The sequence below is a fragment of the Bradyrhizobium betae genome (genome assembly GCF_004123905.1).
Classification (GTDB): domain Bacteria; phylum Pseudomonadota; class Alphaproteobacteria; order Rhizobiales; family Xanthobacteraceae; genus Bradyrhizobium; species Bradyrhizobium betae_A.
Genome location: NZ_MZXW01000015.1, coordinates 401,156 through 420,116, shown reverse-complemented (window position 1 = coordinate 420,116; position 18,961 = coordinate 401,156). Strand labels below are relative to the sequence as shown.

General features: G+C 64.0%; 19 protein-coding genes. 5 read left to right on the top strand and 14 right to left on the bottom strand.

Annotation, left to right across the window (positions count from 1 at the left end; translation table 11 throughout):
• Positions 1–2: 2 nt before the first annotated feature.
• From B5V03_RS09770 to B5V03_RS09725, 10 genes are all read right to left on the bottom strand, one after another.
• Positions 3–773 (bottom strand): FadR/GntR family transcriptional regulator, encoded by a 771-nt coding sequence (locus B5V03_RS09770; RefSeq protein ID WP_129269542.1) that lies wholly within the window; start codon positions 771–773, stop codon positions 3–5.
• Complete coding sequence (gene yjfF, locus B5V03_RS09765; protein ID WP_129269540.1) at positions 770–1,750, bottom strand: galactofuranose ABC transporter, permease protein YjfF; 981 nt, start codon at positions 1,748–1,750, stop codon at positions 770–772. The genes B5V03_RS09770 and yjfF overlap by 4 nt, the downstream gene beginning before the upstream one ends.
• Positions 1,747–2,739 (bottom strand): ABC transporter permease, encoded by a 993-nt coding sequence (locus B5V03_RS09760; RefSeq protein WP_129269538.1) that lies wholly within the window; start codon positions 2,737–2,739, stop codon positions 1,747–1,749. Before B5V03_RS09760 ends, yjfF begins: the two co-directional genes overlap by 4 nt.
• Positions 2,736–4,280 carry a sugar ABC transporter ATP-binding protein gene (locus B5V03_RS09755; RefSeq protein ID WP_164987900.1) on the bottom strand — a complete coding sequence of 515 codons (1,545 nt, stop codon included), beginning with the start codon at positions 4,278–4,280 and terminating at the stop codon, positions 2,736–2,738. The genes B5V03_RS09760 and B5V03_RS09755 overlap by 4 nt, the downstream gene beginning before the upstream one ends.
• Positions 4,281–4,397: 117 nt before the next feature.
• A complete protein-coding gene (gene ytfQ / locus B5V03_RS09750) occupies positions 4,398–5,363 on the bottom strand; it encodes a galactofuranose ABC transporter, galactofuranose-binding protein YtfQ (RefSeq protein ID WP_129269534.1) in 966 nt (321 codons plus the stop codon).
• Between the two features lie 563 nt (positions 5,364–5,926).
• Positions 5,927–7,099 carry a fumarylacetoacetate hydrolase family protein gene (locus B5V03_RS09745; RefSeq protein WP_129269532.1) on the bottom strand — a complete coding sequence of 391 codons (1,173 nt, stop codon included), beginning with the start codon at positions 7,097–7,099 and terminating at the stop codon, positions 5,927–5,929.
• A 78-nt stretch (positions 7,100–7,177) separates the two neighbouring features.
• Positions 7,178–8,155 (bottom strand): HEAT repeat domain-containing protein, encoded by a 978-nt coding sequence (locus tag B5V03_RS09740; RefSeq protein WP_164987899.1) that lies wholly within the window; start codon positions 8,153–8,155, stop codon positions 7,178–7,180.
• 2 nt (positions 8,156–8,157) lie between these two features.
• Positions 8,158–8,391 (bottom strand): 4Fe-4S dicluster domain-containing protein, encoded by a 234-nt coding sequence (locus tag B5V03_RS09735; protein WP_007593252.1) that lies wholly within the window; start codon positions 8,389–8,391, stop codon positions 8,158–8,160.
• Positions 8,392–8,425: 34 nt separating this feature from the next.
• On the bottom strand, positions 8,426–10,168 hold the full coding sequence (locus tag B5V03_RS09730) for a fumarate reductase/succinate dehydrogenase flavoprotein subunit (RefSeq protein ID WP_129269528.1): 1,743 nt from the start codon (positions 10,166–10,168) through the stop codon (positions 8,426–8,428).
• A gap of 103 nt (positions 10,169–10,271) precedes the next feature.
• Positions 10,272–11,045, bottom strand: a complete 774-nt coding sequence (locus tag B5V03_RS09725; RefSeq protein WP_129269525.1) for a ferredoxin--NADP reductase — start codon at positions 11,043–11,045, stop codon at positions 10,272–10,274.
• A 206-nt stretch (positions 11,046–11,251) separates the two neighbouring features.
• Here B5V03_RS09725 and B5V03_RS09720 point away from each other — a divergent pair, with 206 nt between their 5' ends.
• The 5 genes from B5V03_RS09720 (at position 11,252) to B5V03_RS09700 (ending at position 15,865) form a co-directional block, all read left to right on the top strand.
• Positions 11,252–11,548 carry a gamma-butyrobetaine hydroxylase-like domain-containing protein gene (locus B5V03_RS09720; protein WP_164987914.1) on the top strand — a complete coding sequence of 99 codons (297 nt, stop codon included), beginning with the start codon at positions 11,252–11,254 and terminating at the stop codon, positions 11,546–11,548.
• A 185-nt stretch (positions 11,549–11,733) separates the two neighbouring features.
• Positions 11,734–12,510, top strand: a complete 777-nt coding sequence (locus tag B5V03_RS09715) for a Crp/Fnr family transcriptional regulator (RefSeq protein ID WP_129269521.1) — start codon at positions 11,734–11,736, stop codon at positions 12,508–12,510.
• A gap of 165 nt (positions 12,511–12,675) precedes the next feature.
• Positions 12,676–14,097, top strand: a complete 1,422-nt coding sequence (locus tag B5V03_RS09710; RefSeq protein WP_164987898.1) for an ABC transporter substrate-binding protein — start codon at positions 12,676–12,678, stop codon at positions 14,095–14,097.
• The gene (locus B5V03_RS09705; RefSeq protein WP_129269516.1) at positions 14,094–14,996 is read left to right on the top strand and encodes an ABC transporter permease; all 903 of its coding nucleotides are present in this window, start codon (positions 14,094–14,096) and stop codon (positions 14,994–14,996) included. The genes B5V03_RS09710 and B5V03_RS09705 overlap by 4 nt, the downstream gene beginning before the upstream one ends.
• Positions 14,993–15,865: an ABC transporter ATP-binding protein gene (locus B5V03_RS09700; protein ID WP_129269514.1), complete on the top strand. Its 873-nt coding sequence runs from the start codon at positions 14,993–14,995 to the stop codon at positions 15,863–15,865. The genes B5V03_RS09705 and B5V03_RS09700 overlap by 4 nt, the downstream gene beginning before the upstream one ends.
• A gap of 79 nt (positions 15,866–15,944) precedes the next feature.
• Here the strand turns inward: B5V03_RS09700 and B5V03_RS09695 are convergent, their stop codons facing one another.
• The 4 genes from B5V03_RS09695 to B5V03_RS09680 form a co-directional block, all read right to left on the bottom strand.
• On the bottom strand, positions 15,945–17,003 hold the full coding sequence (locus tag B5V03_RS09695) for a YeiH family protein (RefSeq protein WP_129269512.1): 1,059 nt from the start codon (positions 17,001–17,003) through the stop codon (positions 15,945–15,947).
• A 111-nt stretch (positions 17,004–17,114) separates the two neighbouring features.
• Complete coding sequence (locus B5V03_RS09690) at positions 17,115–17,333, bottom strand: hypothetical protein (RefSeq protein WP_129269510.1); 219 nt, start codon at positions 17,331–17,333, stop codon at positions 17,115–17,117.
• Positions 17,334–17,495: 162 nt separating this feature from the next.
• Positions 17,496–18,209, bottom strand: a complete 714-nt coding sequence (locus tag B5V03_RS09685) for an ABC transporter ATP-binding protein (RefSeq protein WP_129269508.1) — start codon at positions 18,207–18,209, stop codon at positions 17,496–17,498.
• Positions 18,206–18,961, bottom strand: coding sequence for an ABC transporter ATP-binding protein (locus tag B5V03_RS09680; protein ID WP_129269505.1), 756 nt, complete (start codon positions 18,959–18,961; stop codon positions 18,206–18,208). Before B5V03_RS09680 ends, B5V03_RS09685 begins: the two co-directional genes overlap by 4 nt.

Here is an 18,961-nt window from a genome sequence, read left to right as displayed (position 1 = left end):
GCTTATTCTCCAGTATCGGCAGACGGCAGCGGGTCCGCGGGGGCGGTCTCTATCACCGTGCCCTCGTGGCGGCGCATGCCGTTGTGAATGACATAGACCATCGCCTCCGATGCGGCTTCGGCATCGCCGGCCGCAATGGCATCGACGATCTTCTGATGCCAGAGCAGCACGGTGTCGCGGTCCTCGGGCTCGACCGGGGCACTGAGCAGGAACGAGGCGCGCAAGGCAGCCTCGATGACGTGCCCGATCGAGCGCATGAACAGATTGCCGGACGCGCGCGCCACCGCGACGTGGAGTGCGAGGTCGGCATCGGCAAAGCCGACCGAGTCCGACGCTTCGAGGCGCATGCGCTCCATGCTGCGACGGAGCTCGGCGACGTCCTCCTCGGACCGCTGCGCCGCCGCGAGCATGGCCGCACGCGGCTCGACCGCAAGACGGATCTCGGCGAGGTCGTTGAGGAAGCGCTTGTCGATCCCGGCATCGAGGTGCCAGGCCAGCACGTCAGCGTCGAACATGTTCCAGGCGGCTCGCTCGCGCACGACGGTGCCGACCCGCGCCTTGGTGGTGAGAAGCCCCTTGGCGACCAGCGTCTTCACGCTCTCGCGCAGCACCGGCCGCGACACGCCGAACATCGCGATCATCTCGGCATCGCCCGGCAGACGCGTTCCTTGCGCATAGCGGCCGGCGATGATGTCGACGCCGATCGAGCGCGCCACTTCCGCGTGGTTGGAGTGGGCCCGTCGTGTCGGGATGACGACGATGCGCGAGGTCATGAGGCAGCTCCCGCGCGCTTCGCCACCGGCCGGCGCGCCAGCGCGACCAGTCCCTGCTGCAAGGCAATGAAAGCGAACAGCAGCACGCCGGTCGCGATCTTGGTCCACCAGCTCGACAGCGTGCCGTCGAAATTGATGTAGGTCTGGATCATGCCCTGGATCAGCACGCCGAGGAAGGTGCCGATCACCGAGCCCTGCCCACCGGTGAGCAACGTGCCGCCGATCACGACGGCGGCGATGGTGTCGAGCTCGACGCCGACGGCCGAGAGCGAATAGCCGGCGCTGGTGTAGAAGGAGAAGACGATGCCGGCGATGCCTGCGAGCAGGCTCGACAGCATGTAGATTTTGACCGTCATCTTGCCGACCGCGACGCCCATCAGGCTGGCGGTGGTCCGGCTGCCGCCGAGGGCATAGACGTTGGCGCCGAACCTCGTGAGATGCAGCAGCAAGGCGCCGCCGATCACGATCACGATCATGATGATCGCGACCGCCGTCAATCGCCCGCCGCCCGGCATCCGCAGCGCAAAGTCCGACACGGTGGAGTATACGGGCGCGGTGATCGGTACCGATTCCGTCGAGAGCAGGAAGCTTGCGCCGCGGGCCAGGAACATGCCGGCCAGCGTCACGATGAAAGGCGGCAGATCGAAGACGTGGATGATTGCACCCATCGCCGCGCCAAAGCCCGCCGACAGCACGAGGATGGCGACGAAGGCGACCAGCGGCGGCACGCCCCAGCGCTCGATTGCGAGGGCGACGAACACGGTGGTGAAGCCGATCACCGAGCCGACCGAGAGGTCGATGCCGCCGGAGATGATCACAAATGTCATGCCGGTCGCGACGATGCCCAGGAAGGCATTGTCGGTGAGGAGATTGCCGACCACGCGGGTCGAGGCGATGTTGGGGAACTGCACGGCGCAGAGCGCAAAACCCGCAACGAGCACGAATGCGGTGATAACGACCGGCGGTAGGCCTTTCATGGCTTAGTCCCCCGTAGCCGCGCCATGATGCCGGCAAAGCCGGACAGCTTTGGCGATTGCAGCAGCAGCACCGCGAGCACCACCGCCGCCTTGACCAGCAAGTTGAACTCCGGCGGATAGCCTGACAGCAGAATGCCGGTGTTCATGGTCTGGATGATCAGCGCACCCAACACCGCCAGGACAAGACTGAACCGGCCGCCGAACAGCGAGGTGCCGCCGATCACGACGGCAAGGATGGCGTCGAGCTCGAGCCAGAGGCCGGCGTTGTTGGCATCCGCGCCCATGATGTCGGCGGCCGCGATCACGCCGGCGAGCGCGGCGCAGACGCCGCACCAGACATAGACCGAAAGGATCATCGCGCGCGTGCCGACGCCGGCAAGCTCGCTTGCGCGCGCGTTGCCGCCGGTCGCCTCGATCAGCAGCCCGAGCGCCGAGCCGCGCACCACCGCGCCGGTGAGGATCAGCATGCCCAAGGCAATCGCGACTGGTACCGGCAGACCGAGCACCGAGCCGTTGCCGAGCCAGACGAGGTCTGGCGAGGAGAACGTCACGATGCGCCCCTCGGTGATGAGCTGGGCGATGCCGCGCCCCGCGACCATCAGGATCAAGGTCGCCACGATCGGCTGCATGCCGAGCACGGCGACGAGAAAGCCGTTCCACAATCCGCAGATCAAGCCAGCGCCGAGTGCAGCCGCCAGCACCACTGGCAGGCCGTGACTGTCGGCGAGGCTCGCCGCGATTGCGCCGCAGATTGCCATCACCGCACCAACAGAGAGATCGATGCCGCGTGTCGCAATCACCAGCACCATGCCGAGCGAGAGCAGCGCCACCGGCGTGCCGCGATTGAGCACGTCGATCAGGCTGCCGAACAGACGGCCGTCCTGAAGCCGCAGGTCGAAGAATTGCGGCGACACGACGCGATCGACCGCGAGGATGACGATCAGCGCGAGGATCTGGGCAAGGCCGCGGCGCGGCAGCAGCGCGGTCATGTGTGGGCCTCAAGCGCAACAGTGACGCTATCGGCAGCAATGGCCGCGAGAATGTTGCCGACGTCGACCGCCTCGCCCGCGAGCTCCTCGACATGGGCGCGGTCGCGCAGCACCACGACACGGTCCGAATAGGTCACGATCTCGTCGAGTTCGGAGGAAATCACCAGCAGCGCAAGGCCATCGTCGCAGAGCTCGCGGATCAGGCGGATGATCTCGGCATGCGCGCCGACATCGATGCCGCGAGTGGGCTCGTCCAGCACGAGGAGCCGCGGCGATGTCGCGAGCCAGCGCGCCAGCAACACCTTTTGCTGGTTGCCGCCGGAGAGCAGGCCCACCGGGCGCTCCGGATCGGGCGGACGGATGTCGAGCATCTTCACATAACGCTTCGCGATCTCATCTTGCTCGCGGCGCGACAGCGGCCTGTGCAGCCCGCGCTTGGCCTGGAGCGCAAGCACGATGTTCTCGCGCACGCTGAGCTCGGCGACGATGCCGTCGGTCTTGCGCTCCTCCGGGCAATAGCCAAAGCCATGGCGCACGCCGTCGCGCGGCGACTGCAGCCGCACGGGCGCGCCCTCCACCCTCGCCTGCCCGCCATCGGCGCGCTCGGCACCGAACACCAGCCGCGCCGTCTCGGTGCGGCCCGAGCCGAGCAGGCCGGCAAGGCCCACCACCTCGCCACGGCGCAGCTCGAGATTGAACGGGGCGACATAGCCGGCCTTGCCGTAATTCTCGAAACTGGCGCAGACCTCGCGTGCCCCGTGCTCGCCCTCCGATGCCCGCACGCTGGTGGTCTCGGCCAGTTCCCGGCCGAGCATCATCCGGATCAGATCCAGCCGCGGCAGCGAGGCGGTCTCGCGCTCGCCGACCAGGCGGCCGTTGCGCAACACCGTGATGCGATCGGAGATCTCGTAGACCTGGTCGAGGAAATGGCTGACGAAGACGATGCCGATGCCGCGCTTGGCCAGCTGGCGCATGATGCCGAACAGAATCTCGACCTCATGGCGGTCGAGGCTCGCGGTCGGCTCGTCCAGGATAAGCACGCGCGCGGAGAGATCGACGGCACGCGCAATCGCGGTGACGTGCTGGATCGCCACCGAATAATTGCCGAGTGCTGCTGCGACATCGATGTCGAGGCCGAAGTCGGCGAGCAGCGTCTTCGCGCGGCGTCGCATCTCGCCTTCGCGCACAATGCCGAAGCGCATCGGCTGGCGGTCGAGGAACAGGTTCTGCGCCACCGAGAGGTTCGGCAGCAAATTGACTTCCTGGTAGACGGTGGCGATGCCGACTTGAAGCGCGGCCTTGGCCGAGCGCGGCGCGACCTCTTCGCCGCCCAGCCTGACGATGCCGGCATCGCGCGGGAATACACCGGTGACGACCTTGATCAGCGTGGATTTGCCGGCGCCGTTCTCGCCCAGCAGCGCATGGATCTCGCCGGCGCGAAGCGTGAAGTCGACCTCCTGCAACGCACGCACCGCACCAAAGCTCTTGCTGATCCCGCGCACCTCAAGCAGGGGCGGAGCAGGATCAAGGCCGTTCTCCATGGCAAATTCACTCCCACCGGTGCCCGCTTGTGACGCGGACACCCAGCCTATTCGTTTGCGCAGCGGATTCGAAGGGGCTTGCCGGACCACAAGACGCGGTCCGGCAAGGTATCCGCCTCAGTAACCGAGGCCCTTCTTGCTGTCGTATTCCTTCTGCGGATTGTCGGCGGCGGTGAGCAGCCTGGATTCGGTCTGGATCCATTTCGGCGGAACGGTGCCCTTCTCCTTGAACGCCGCGACGACATCGAAGGCCGGGCCTGCCATGTTCGGAGTCAGCTCGACCGTCGCATTGGCCTCGCCCGCAACCATCGCCTTGAAGATGTCGGGGACCGCGTCGATCGAGACGGTGAGGATGTCCTTACCCGGCTTGAGGCCGGCTTCCTTCATCGCCTGGATCGCACCGACCATCATGTCGTCATTGTGCGCATAGACCGCACAGATGTTCTTGCCGCCGCCTTCGGCCTTGATGAAGCTCTCCATGACTTCCTTGCCCTTGGCGCGGGTGAAGTCGCCGGTCTGGCTGCGCACCACCTTCAGGTTCGGATGCTTGGCGACGGCGGTGTCAAAACCCTTCTTGCGGTTGGCGGCGACGCTGGCGCCGACCGTGCCTTGCAACTCGACGACGTTGCAGGCCTTGTCACCGACGGTCTTGGCGAGCCAGTCGCCGGCGACCGCGCCTTCGTGCACGCTGTCTGACGTGACGGCCGTAAGATAGAGTTCCTTGCCGGAGGGATCGATGTCGCGGTCGAGCAGCACGACCGGGATCTTGGCTTCCTTGGCTTCCTTCAGCACCGAATCCCAGCCTGTCGAGACCACGGGCGCAAGGAAGATCGCGTCGACGTTCTGCGCGATGAAGGAGCGGATCGCCTTGATCTGGTTCTCCTGCTTCTGCTGGGCGTCGGCGATCTTGAGATTGACCTTGCGCTTGGCGGCCTCCTGCTTGGAGACCGACGTCTCGGCCGCGCGCCAGCCGGATTCCGATCCGATCTGCGAGAAGCCGATGGTGAGCTCGGCGGCATTCGCCGGCAGCGCGAACAGCAACGCAACCGTGGCGCTGGCCGCAAACAGGGCTTTAGGGGTCATCAGGCGTGTCTCCCAAGAGTGATCTTGTGTTATCCCGGGCGCCGGTTGGTAGCATGGCACCCAAAGGCCGGCCCTTGAGGCGGCGGGAGAGACTATTTCACGGAAGATCGGTTCCGTATAGTCATATTATCTGACTATTCCGACGAATGAAGCCGACCTGCGGGAGGCTGGCGAGAAGACACGCCAAGCGCGATTTTGTTCCAAGGATGCAACGGGGAGATGAAGGAAAATTGGGGGACGGCACTATTGGTTCCGTCATCCTGAGGTGCGAGCCATGGGACGCAGCGCGGCCCATGGAGAACCTCGAAGGATGAGCGGCCGAGATGCAGCCGGGCCGTCGCCCTTCGAGGCTTGCTCTGCAGCGCTGCGCGCAGCAGAGCGCGCACCTCAGGGTGACGGGGACAGATGAGCGCTCGCTGCTCAATCCCATCGTTGCAATGACGCGGAGAGAGTTCGGCGTATATCGACCCAAGCGCTTCGCGGAGAGTCCCCCTCACCCGGATTCGCATCTACGACGCGATCCGGCCTCTCCCCGCGCGCGGGGAGGGGCGAAGGGCAGCGAGCTAGATCAGCTTCCGCTGCGCGAGGTTCTTCATCAGCGCGCCGATGCCGAAGGTCCAGGGCTCGCACTCGTCGCTGGTGCGCATGCGGTTGACGAGCTTGCCGAGCTGGGGCGCCGCGATCGTGACGATGTCGTCGCGCTTGTGGGTAAAACCCTGCCCCGGTGCGTCGCGATCCTTGACCGGTGCGAACATCGTGCCGAGGAAAAGCACGAAGCCGTCAGGATATTGATGCACCTTGCCGATGGTCTGCGCGACGAGGTCGGTAGGATCGCGACTGATCATGCTGATCGAGGAATGGCCGTCGAGGACGAAGCCGTCCATGCCCTTCACATTCAGGCTGATGTCGAGCTTTCGCGCATCGTCGAGCGTGAAGGTGTCGTCGAACAGGCGCAGCAACGGTCCGATCGCGCAGGATGCGTTGTTGTCCTTGGCCTTCGACAGCAGCAGCGCCGAGCGCCCCTCGAAGTCGCGCAAATTGACGTCGTTGCCGAGCGCGCCGCCGACGATCTTGCCGCGGCTCGAGACGAACAGCACCAGCTCAGGCTCCGGATTGTTCCAGGTCGACTTCGGATGCAGGCCGGCGTCCATGCCGGTGCCGACCGAGGACAGAGTCGGCGCCTTGGTGAAGACCTCGGCATCCGGCCCGATGCCGACTTCGAGATACTGGCTCCAGGCGTTCTGGTCGATCAGCACCTGCTTCAGGTGCATCGCCTGGTCCGAGCCGGGCTTGAGTTTTGACAGATCGTCACCGATCAGCCGCGTCACTTCTTTGCGGATCGCTTCGGCCGAAGCCGGATTGCCTTTTGCGCGTTCCTCGATCACGCGTTCAAGCATCGAGATCGCGAAGGTGACGCCCGCGGCCTTCAGTGTCTGGAGATCGACCGGCGCAAGCAGCCACGGCTTCTTGGAGTCACGACCATCAGGCGCCGTGTTGGCGACGATCGCGTCGAGATCGCCGATGCGCTCGCCCTTGACCGCGGCCAGCGCCTTGGCCGGATTGTCCTCTTCGCAGAGGGCGCTGACGGTCGGGAATTTCGCGGTGACGTCGAAGACGCCGTCGGCGCGCACGGCGACCACGGCCGGTCCGTTGGCCTGCGGCAGCCAGACGCGGCCGACCAGCGTCCCCCTCGTTCCATCCTCGGGGAGAAGGTCTTTGGTTGTCAGTGTCGTCATGGCCGCGTCCTCGCTGTTTCTTGGCGAAGACCAATAAACGTCTGGCCCCGGAAGTCCAGAGCGGCAGGATGCCCGCTGCTATGCCCCTGCCCGCGCCTTGCGGGCCGCGATCTGCTGGAGCGCCCAGCGCGCGTTCTTGCGGACATCGGGATCAGCGTCGTCGGCGATGACGGCCAAAAACGCCTCGCCGTCGGGATGGGCGATCTCGCCGAGCGCGGCCGCCGCCTCTTTGCGCAAATTGGCCTGATCATGATTGACGCAATTGCCGATCGGGCGCACCGCGCGCTCGACCTTCATCTTGCCGAGGCTGCGGATCGCCTTCAGCCGCACCTGCCAGAACTCGTCGGCGAGCGAGCCGACGAGCTGATCGGCTGCAAGCGAGCCATTGACGTTGAGACCGAGCGTTTCTGCCGCCATCTCGCGGACCATCCAGTCGGAATCCTTCAAGGCACGCGTGATCGTCTCGGCCGCCGGCTTCAGGTGCGAGAAGGCCAGCGCGCTCACGGCGGCGCGGCGCACATGCGCGTCGGGATCGTTGATCAATGCAGTCAGCGCGGGAATGGACTCTTCGAGCTTGAGGAAGCCGATCACGCCGATCGCCTGCACCCGCACGGCGGCATCGGAATCCTGGAGCGCTTCCAGCGCCGGCTTGAGCGTGTCCTTGCAGCGCAACTCCTTCAGCGCGCGCAACGCACCCATGCGGACGAAGGCGTGGGCGTGCCTGACCAGCGGCAGGATGATGTCCGCGCAGGCGGGATCCTTGAACTCGGCCATGCTGTCGGCCGCAGCGGCTGCGACGATTCGTTCCGGGTCGACCAGCAGCTTCACCAGCGCGCTCGCGGCGTCCGGCCCGTCGAACTCGCCGAGCGCCATCGCGACCTGCTGGCGCACGCCGGCATCGGGATCGGCGACCATGTTGGCGAGATGGGCCACCGCCGCAGGATCGCCGGAATGGCCGAGCGCGATGATGGCGACGCGGCGCTCGGCGGGATCCGCGGCCTGAAGCCGCTCGTCGGCATCTTCGAGATCGTCGTAGGATTCGAACGGGCTCGACATGATCACCTCAAGAGATAGGGAATGTTGACGGTGACGGCGCCGGTCGGGCAATCGGCTTCGCAGGGCATGCAGTACCAGCACTCGTCATAGGCCATGTAGGCCTTGTTGGTCATGTCGCTGATGCGGAGCACGTCGAGCGGGCAGACGTCGACGCAGACGGTGCAGCCCTTGTCGGCGATGCATTTGGCGTCGTCGACGACCACCGGAACTGACGTCTGATAGGACGCGAGAGGCATTTGATGTCTCCTGTTGCTTGCTATTGGCGGTGGATCAGGCGGTCGCGCGGATGCGCTGCTTGTCGTAGAGGTCCTTCTCGTCGTCCGCGATCGGCACGACATAGGGCTCCACGGCACGCTTCTCGCTGGTCATCTTGCCGTCCTGCTTGGACAGCAGCGTGTGGCAGAACCAGTTCTCGTTGTCCTTCTCCGGGAAATCCGTGCGCCAGTGATAGAGGCCCCAGCGGCTTTCCTCGCGGTAGAGCGAGGCATGCACCGCCATGTCGGCGCAATCCATGATCGACTGCACTTCCAGCGCGCGGAGCAGCTCGTGCGCGTTGCGGGCGATCATGTGCTCCTGCATGTCCTGCCTCGTCTCGGCGAGGCGGCGCATGCCGAGCTCGTATTTGCGTGTGACTTTTGGCGGCTGGAGATAGTCGTTGACGAGGCGGCGGGTCTTGTACTCGACCTGGTTCGGCGGAATGCCGTCCTCGCGCTTGGTCGGCGCCATGACGCGGTCGCGCTCCTTCGCCACATCGGCAGCGTCGAAGTCCGCGAAGTCATGGCTGTCGGCGAACTCCATCGCATCGATGCCGGCAACCGCGCCGTTGGTGAAGGCGCCGAGCATGTAGTTGTGCGGCACGCTCGCCATGTCGCCGGCAGCGTAAAGGCCGGGCACGGTGGTGCGGGCATTGTCGTCGACGAACACGCCGGAGGCGCTGTGGCCGGAGCAGAATCCGATCTCGGAGATGTGCATCTCGATCGATTCTTTTCGGTAGTCTACTCCACGCCCCTGCTGGAACAGTCCACGGGTTGGGCGCTCCACCTTGTGCAGCGTGGTTTCAATTTCCTCGATGGTGTTCGGATGCAGATGCTTGAGCTGGAGGAACACCGGGCCCTTGCCCGAGAGCAGCTCGTTGTAGAACTCCAGCATCATCTGGCCGGACCAATAGTCGCATTCGATGAAGCGCGAGCCCTCGTTGTTGGCGGTAAAGGCGCCGAAGGGACCGGCGACATAGGCGCAGGCCGGGCCGTTATAGTCCTTGATCAGCGGATTGATCTGGTAGCATTCGAGGTTCGCGAGCGCGGCGCCGGCGTGATAGGCCATGGCATAGCCGTCGCCGGAATTGGCGGCGTTCTCATAGGTGCCGAACATGTAGCCGGAGGTCGGCAGGCCCAGGCGGCCGGCGGCGCCCATGCAGAGGATGACGGCCTTGGCCTTGATCACCAGCATCTCGGCGGTCCGGGTGTTGACGCTGATCGCGCCCGCGATGCGACCATCGGAGGATTTCAAAAGCCGCGTCGCCATGTAGCGGTTGGAGATCAGGATGCGGGCGCGGCGGAGCTGGCGATACAGCGCCTTCTTCACGGTCTCGCCGTTCGGCATCGGCAGAACATAGCTGCCGATGTGATGCACCTTCTTGACGGCGTAGTCGCCGTTCTCGTTCTTCAGGAAGCGGATGCCGAAACTGTCGAGCTCCTCGACGATCTTGTAGCAGTTCTGGGCGTATTTATAGACCGCCTTCTGATCGACGATGCCGTCGTTGGCGATCGTAATTTCCTTGGTGTACTGCTCCGGCGTCGCGTAGCCGGGAATGACGGCGTTGTTCAATCCGTCCATGCCCATCGAGATCGCGCCGGAGCGCTTGACGTTGGCCTTTTCGAGCAGCACGACATTGGCCTTCGGATTCTTCAGCTTCGCCTTCAGCGCCGCCATCGGGCCGGCGGTGCCGCCGCCGATCACCAGCACATCACAGGAAACCTCCGAAAGTCCGTCGACGATCTGATCTAGTGCCATCGCTTGCTCCTGGTCCGCCGGCAGGTCCGGCGCCTTTGCATCAGATTTGTTCAGTGGCTCGTCCGGCGATAGCAATTAGTTGTCGCCGGGCAGCGATTTGGCCTCAGCGCTCGACAAAGGCCTTTTCGATGACGAAATGGCCGGGCTGGCTGTGATTGCCCTCGACAAAGCCGCGCGCGGAGAACATCGCGGGGAGTTCCTCCAGCATGGCTGGGCTGCCGCACAGCATGATGCGATCCGTCTCGATATCGAGGCCCGACTGCCCGATATCGTCGAAGAGCTGGTTGGAGGCGATCAGATCGGTGATGCGGCCGCGATTTTTGAACGGCTCGCGGGTGACGGTCGGGTAGTAGACGAGTTTATCGCGGATCAGCGGTCCGAAGAATTCATGATTGCGCAGGCCATCGACGAGGTGCTCGCCATAAGCCAGTTCCGAAACCTGGCGGCAGCCATGGGCGAGAACGATGGTCTCGTAATTCTCGTAGACGTCGGGGTCCTTGATCAGGCTGGCGAACGGCGCAAGGCCCGTTCCGGTCGAGAGCAGCAGCAGGCGCTTTCCGGGAATGAGATTGCCGGTGATCAGTGTGCCTGTCGCCTTGCGGCCGACCAGGATGATATCGCCCTCCCTGATCTTCTGGAGACGCGAGGTCAGCGGGCCGTCCTGCACCTTGATCGAAAAGAACTCCAGCTCTTCCTCGTGATTGGCGCTCGCCATGCTGTAGGCCCGCATCAACGGCTTGCCCTCGACCTCGAGGCCGATCATCGCGAACTGGCCGTTCTGAAAGCGGAAGCCGGGATCGCGCGTCGCGGTGAAGCTGAACAGGCTGTCGGTCCAGTGCCTGACCGACAACACCGTTTCCTTTTGAAATACGCTCATGGTCTCTCCTCAGTCCTCGTTGGCGCACAAGGTTTCGGAGAGAGGAGAGTCCGGCAATTCGGAAGTGAAATTCCCGGTCGATTAGTTTCACATTTCCCGGGCGGTGATTGAAGAGGAGGCAGTGCCACTGCGCCCGCGCTGGCAATTAGTTGCTATCGCGGTCTTGTCGCTGCGACGTAGACAGGAGTCGGAGGTTTGTCATGACCATGACCCTGGTGGCACCGACCGCGGCCGACTATGAGACAAGCGCCGATCTTGCGACGCTCCTCGTGCGCACCACCGAGGGGGATGCGCTGAGCGTGCCTGCGGAAAAACTCCGCCTCTCCTGCAAATGCGCCCACTGCACCCGCGCCCGCTTCGATGGCCGCTTCCCGGAAGCGTTTCCGGGCATCGCCATCACCGAGATCGGCGATCTCGGCTACGGGCTGAACATCGCGTTTTCGGATGGGCATAATCGGGGGATTTACCCGAAGCCGTATCTATTGAGCTTGGCGGAGCGTTGAGGACGCTCCTCAGGCTGCACTGTCATTCCCCGCGAAAGCGGGGAATCCAGTACGCCGCGGCCCCACCGTAACCCACTGACGCCTCTGGAATACTGGATCGCCCGGTCAAGCCGGGCGATGACAGCGGAGTTCATCTGGCACGGACATTGCTCCTCTTTAGAACGGTTTGAACGTTCCGGAGGCGGATGATGTTGCAGGCGGCCAATGTAGTTCGCGGGGCTGTTCCACCAGCCGTCCGGCCCGCGGGCAGTTCCTCGCTGCTGCTCACCGAGAACCAGCAATGGATCGGCGGGCCGCCGCCGCTGATGGACAAGCTCTCACCGCGCGAGCGGGAACTGGTGTTGAAGCAGGGGCGCCGAAAGGTGCTCAACCGCGGCCAGACGCTGTTCAGCCAGGGCGGCAAGCATGACGGCATCTGGCTGATCGAGAGCGGCCGTATCCGGGTGTTCTACACCTCCCCGCTCGGGCGCGAGATCACGCTCGCCTATTGGCATGTCCGCAATTTCGTCGGCGGCCCCGAAGTGTTCGAGGGCACCGTGCATCAATGGTCCGGCGTCGCATCCAGCAATTGCAGCGTGGTGCACCTGCCCGGAAAGGAGCTGCGGTCACTTGCCGTGGAGATCCCGAACCTTGCGATCGGCCTGATCGAGGGCCTCACCTTCAAGGGCAAATGCTATTCAGCGCTGGCCCAGATGCTGGGAACACGATCGATCACGCAGCGCCTCGCGCATTTGCTGCTGCATCTCGTCGATCTCTACGGCGTCGAGGATGCCGACGGCCGGGTGATCGCAGCCGCCTTCACTCATGCCGACATCGCCCACATGGTCGGCGCCACAAGGCAATGGGTCACGATCAGCCTGAAGCGGATGCAGGAGAAGGGAATCGTCGTCACCAAGCGCTCGCAGATCGTGGTGTGCCGGACCGACGTGCTGGAGGAGATGCGCGGTCAGGGCGCCGACTAAGGCCGCTGCACAGGCAAGCGGCTTTATAGTGCAGGACTGCCCAAGGAGTATGCAATCAGCTTTTCCCGGCAACTAATCGACTGCGGTCATCATTCCGGATTTGCCCTGCCCGAGCCCTCACCCAATCATGGCAACCACAGCACATCCAACCGAATGAGGATGAGAATGGTCCGCCATCTTCCCACGCTCTCGCTCGCGATGTCGGTGACGTCGCTGGCGCTTCTGATCGCGCAGCCGGCTTCGGCGGAAACCGTCACCCTCGGCATCGGAACGCAGGACACCACGACCAACACGGTGACCGCCGGCGTCGTCATCCGGCAGCTTCATCTCCTCGAAAAATATCTGCCGAAGGACGGCAAGTACGCCAACATCAAGTTCGAGATGGAGTGGCAGAACTTTACGTCCGGCCCACCCGTCACCAATGCGATGATGGCGAACAAGCTGCAGATCGGCATGATGGGCGATTATCCGCTGATCGTGAACGGCTTCACCTTCGACAGCAACCCCGAGAGCAAGAGCCGCCTGATCGGCATCGCCGCCTACAGCCTGTCCGGCTCCGGCAACGGTCTCGTCGTCCACAAGGACTCGCCCTACTACGATCTCGCGGATCTCAAGGGCAAGCTCGTCAGCGTGCCCTTCGGCTCCGCCGCGCACGGCATGGTGCTGAAGGCGATGCAGGACCGCGGCTACCCTGCGGACTTCTTCCAGCTCGTCAGCCAGAGCCCGGAGGTCGGCTCGACCAATCTCCAGGAGAAGAAGATCGACGCGCATGCCGACTTCGTCCCCTTCGCCGAACTGCTGCCGTTCCGCGGCTTTGCGCGCAAGATCTTTGACGGCGTCGAGACCAATTTGCCGACCTTCCACGGCATCGTGGTCCGCACCGACTTCGCCGAGAAATATCCTGAGGTCATCGTCGCCTATTTCAAGGCGCTGATCGCCGCCAACCAGTGGCTGCGCGACGATCCGAAGCTTGCCGCAGAAAAGATCCAGGAATGGACCGGCATCAACAAGGAAGTCGTCTACATCTTCCTCGGCCCCAGCGGCAACATGACGACCGATCCCACGGTTAAGCCGGCGCTGATCGATGCCGCCGCGACCGACGTCAAGGTTTTGCAAAACCTCGCCCGCATGAAGGAGTTCGATCCCAAGAAGTGGGTCGACGACAGCTACATCCGCAAGGCCTATGCCGAGATGAAGCTCGACTACGACGCGCAGCTTGCGAGCACCAAGAACTACGAAATCACAGGCGAGGATGCTTTTTGCAAGAAGCCGATTCCCGACCCCCGCAAGGCCGGCGAGGTCTGGGTCGACGAAGCCGGCATCATGCCGTTCTCGTCGGCCAGCTGCACCCTCGGCGCCTATGCCGACTTCAAGGCGAAGGGCAAGAAGATCAACGTCGCCTATGTCTTCGACACCATTCGCGGCATCAAGCTGTTCGCTGACCAGGCTTTCTATGCGGTCGGCAATAGCGATGTCGCACCGTTCCTGCTCAAGAGGGACGCGGAAGCCTATGCCGCCAAGATCAGCGGCAAGGTGCTCGGTTTCGACGACGCGGTGAAGGCGGCCGTCAGCGGAGGCAAGACGTGAGCAGCCCCGCCCTCGTCAGACATCCCGAGGACAGTATGCCGGCAACAACTGCAATCGCCGAGGCGGGCTCTGTGCCCGCCGCTGCGCCTCCGCCCTCATTCGGTACGCTCGCGCTGCGCTGGTATCGACTTAACCGGGGCGGCCTGGGCGCGATGGCGATCGGCATCCTTTCCCTGCTCGCCTTCCTGCTGGTCTGGCACCTACTCACGACCTATCGCGTCGTGTTCTTCGTGCGCTTCACCAACGTGCCCTCGCCGCTCGCGGTCTATGCCAGCTTCACCAAGGCGATCCACGATCCCAAATTCCTGATGCACATCGTCTTGAGCTGCCGGCGCATCCTCATCGGCTTCTCGCTTGCGGCCATCGTCGGCGTGCCGCTCGGGCTAATCATGGGCCGCTTCAAGCTGGTGCATGAGATCATCTTCCCGGTCGCCGAAGTGCTGCGGCCGATCCCGGCCATCGCCTGGGTACCAATGGCGATCATGCTGTGGCCGACCAACGAGCAGAGCATCGTCTTCATCACTTTCCTCGGCTCGTTCTTCCCGATCCTGGTGAATACACTTCATGGCATGACACTAGTCGATCCCGTGCTGGTACGCGCCGCGCAATGTCTCGGCGCGCGCGAGCGCTCGATCTTCCGGGAGGTGTATTTTCCGGCCTCGCTGCCGCACATCTTCACCGGCCTCACCGTCGGCATGGGCGTCGCCTGGGTGTCGCTGATCGCCGCCGAGATGATCTCCGGCCAGTACGGCATCGGCTATTTTACGTGGGAAGCTTATTCGCTGGTCCAGTATGCCGACATCGCGCTCGGCATGATCGCGATTGGCGTGCTCGGCCTGGGATCGAGCCTGCTGATCCGCGGCGCGGGGCAGTTGGTGATGCCGTGGAGGTCAAGATGAACGAGATCCTCACCAAATCGCCGCAGGGCCATATCGAGGTCAGGAATTTCTCTCTCAGCTATGACAGCATCGAGGGACCAGTTCAGGCCGTCACCGATACGCAGATCCATGTGAGGCCGGGCGAGTTCGTTTCCATCGTCGGCCCCTCCGGCTGCGGAAAGTCGACGCTGCTCAATGCGGTCGCCGGCTTCCTCAAGCCGACTACGGGGATCGTCACCGTCGACGGCGAGCGCGTGAACGGCCCCAGTGCCGAGCGCGGCATGGTGTTCCAGCAATATTCGCTGTTTCCCTGGAAGACGGTGCGGGAAAATGTCGAGTTCGGCCTGAAGATGCGCGGCATGCCGCGCTCCCAGCGCGAACGCGCCGCGCGGACACTGCTCGGCCTTGCAGGGCTCGAGGCGTTTGAAAAGCACTATCCGGAAAAACTCTCCGGCGGCATGAAGCAGCGTGTCGGCATCGTGCGGGCGCTCGCAACCGGGCCAAAAGTGCTGCTGCTCGACGAGCCCTTCGGGGCGCTCGACGCGCAGACGCGCGTCATCATGCAGCAGATCCTCACCAACATGTGGCAGCGGCTGAAGATCTCGGTGCTGTTCGTCACCCACGACATTGACGAAGCGATCTTCCTGTCCGACCGCGTCTACTGCATGACCGCGCGCCCCGGCTCGATCAAGGCGGAAATCCCGATCCCGCTGGAGCGGCCGCGGCAGCAATCGATGATGATGTCGTCGGAATTTCTGGCGCTGCGCCGCGGGCTGATGTCGCTGATCCGCGAGGAGAGCCTGAAAGCGATGGGCGGCGAGATCAACGACATGGGCTTGCAGGGGCTGAACATCGAGCTGCACGGCCATTCGCTGGCGGATGTGATTTAGGAATCCGTCTCTACGCTTGCGCTCTTACTTCCCTTCTCCCCTTGCGGGAGATGGAAGAGTTCGCGATCGCAACTCTATCTCACTTGAACCAGTGCACCAGCGCGATGCTGATGCCGAGCAGCAGCATCAGCGACAGCGTTACGGCTGCCGTCACCCGGCCCCCGACATTGGCGAGCACCTTCACGTCGACGCCGAGGCCGAGCGCGGCCATCGACACCACAGTCAAGAAGCTGGTGATCTTCGTCACCGGACCGACCACCGTTACAGGCACGATCTCCAGCGAGCGCAACGTCGCCAGCGCGAGGAAGCCGAGGATGAACCAGGGGACCAGGCGGAAGAAGCCGACATTGGTCTTCTTGGCGCCGGTCTGCCAACGCGAGGCGACCAGCGAAAGACCAACGACGACGGGGCCGAGCATCAGCACGCGCATCAGTTTCACGAGCGTCCCGATCTGCGTTGAGATCAGACCCGCCGGCACCGTCGCCGCGAGCACCTGCGGCACCGCATAGACGGTGAGGCCCGCGAGGATGCCGTATTGCGTGGCCGACAACTGCAGCAACGGGATCAGCAGCGGCAGGCCCAGCACCATCATCACGCCGAGGATGGCGGTGAAGGAGATCGATGAGGCGATCTCATCGTTGTTGGCGCCGATGATCGGGGCCACGGCGGCGATCGCCGAATTTCCGCAGATCGAGTTGCCGCAGGCGATCAGGATCGACAGCCGCGTGGAGAGACCGAGCAGGCGGCTGAGGCCGAAAGAGGCGCTGAGCGCGATCACGACGACCGCCGCAATCGATGCCAGCAGGGCGATGCCGGAGGCGGCGATGGCGGCAAAGCTGATCGAGGCGCCCAGCAGCATCACCGCGACTTCGAGCAGCTGTTTGGCGCTGAAGGCGATACCGGCCTGCCAGCGCGGCGCGGGTTTCCAGAAGCTGCGCAGCGCCATGCCGAGCAGGATGGCCATCACCAGCGCCTCGACATAGGGGTGCTCGAAAACGCCGAGTTCCGCCCGTTCGAGCAGGGCCGAAACACCGGCGACGGCGATGCAGAGGAGGATGCCCGGAATCAGCGCAACGACGCGGCTAACGGTAGTGGTCGGTTTGGCGTCGGTGGGGCTGGATGCTTGATTCTGCGACACAAATCTCTCCCGGAAGAGAAGGATTTATACGCAGCGATGTCCGATTGGGGAATAAGTTTTCGACATATCAGGGGCGAGGGAAGTTCTGTCCCCGACCCGGAATAATCGGGCTCAGAAGACCAGGCTTTTGGCCAGCGAGGCGACGCGGCTGAAGCCGTCATAGATGCCTGGCTCGAAGAAGGCGGCGCGCGCCAGCACGATGCCTGCCACCAGCGACCAAAACACCGTGGTGCCGGCCCGCAGCAGGAGCTTCGAGGCGCGCGATTTCGGCTGGGTGTCCGTTGCGGACACCAGCTGCTCGCCGAAGGGCTCAAATCCAGTGCGTTCCATGGTCGTCAATCCATCAAATCCTGAACGGAATGTCGTCGTTTCGGCCCCAAACGGCAATGGAAGCGATTGGCGTTTTTGGCCCCTGGCAGGGAAACTCCTTCCGCCTGATACCCCCGAGGCAATAGTTTTCTTCTTTTGGCCGGTCTGGCGGTCCGAGCCCCGCTACAGGGCCAGATAACGGCGGCGAATGGTGTCGTTGGCCTTCAGCTCGTCGATCCCGGCGGCATAGACGATCTGGCCCTTGTCGATGACGGTGGCATGGCTCGCCAGCCCCAGGCAGAAATGCATATTCTGCTCGGCGATCAGCACGGTCGAGCCGAGCTGGCGGAGTTGCCGCAACAGCTCGCCGATCCGCTGCACGATGATCGGCGCGAGGCCCTCGCTCGGCTCGTCCAGCAGCAACAGCGCAGGATTGCCCATCAGCGTGCGCGCGATCGCCAGCATCTGCTGCTCACCGCCAGAGAGGCGTCCGGCGATACGATTCCGCAAGGGCTCCAGCAGTGGAAACACTTCATAGATGCGCTTGATCGGCCATTCGTCCTGGCCCTCCGGTCCCTTCTTGCGACCGATGAGGAGATTGTCCTCGACCGTGTGCTCCGGAAAGATCTGGCGATCCTCCGGCACGAAGCCGAGGCCGGCGCGCGCGATATGGTGCGGCTTGCGGCCTGAGATCACCGCACCGCGCAGGCTCACTCTGCCCCGCCGCGGCGGGGCCAGGCCCATGATCGCCTTCATCGTCGTCGACTTCCCGGCGCCGTTGCGCCCGAGCAGCGCCATAGTCTCGCCCTGCCGCACCGAGAGGCCGACGCCGAACAGGATCTGGCTCGTGCCATAGTAGACGTCGAGATCGGCGACTTCGATGATGGCTGCGCTCATGCGGCGGCTCCCGCATGTTCGGTGCCGAGATAGGCGTCGATCACCGCACTGTTGTTGCGGATCTCGTCGGGCGAGCCGGTCGCGAGGATGTGGCCATAGCAGAGCACGACGATTTTTGGGGCGATCTTGAACACGATGTCCATGTCGTGCTCGATGAAGACGACGGTGATTTTTTGCGTCTCCCAGAGCTCGCGCACCTTGTCGATCATGCGCCAGCGCTCTTCCGGCCCCATGCCGGCGGTCGGCTCGTCCAGCAGCAGCACTTTTGGTTCGAGCACGAGCGCCAGTGCGATGTCGAGAAGCTTTTGATCGCCGTGCGACAGCGTTGCAGCGGTGCGATTGCGTTTGCCGGCAAGGCCCAACAGCTCCATCACATGCTCAGCGCGGTCGCGCGTCTCGGGCAGTGGAAAGCGCTTGTGCAGCACGGCGGACGTGCGCTGGTCGGCGCTAACGGCGGCGAGCATGGTTTCCTGCACCGTCAGCGATTTGAAGATGCTCGCGACCTGGAAGGCGCGGCCAATGCCGTGACGGACGATCTCCGGCGGCGCGCGCCCGGCGAGATCGACGCCGTCGAGCAATATCTGGCCGGAGTCGGGCTTCAACGCGCCGGTGATCAGGTTGAAGAAGGTGCTCTTGCCGGCGCCGTTCGGGCCAATGACAGCGGTGAGCGAGCCGTCGGGAAACTCCAGCGAGACGTCGTTGGTCGCTTTCACGCCGCCGAATGATTTTGCGAGGTTGCGGATCTCGAGCAT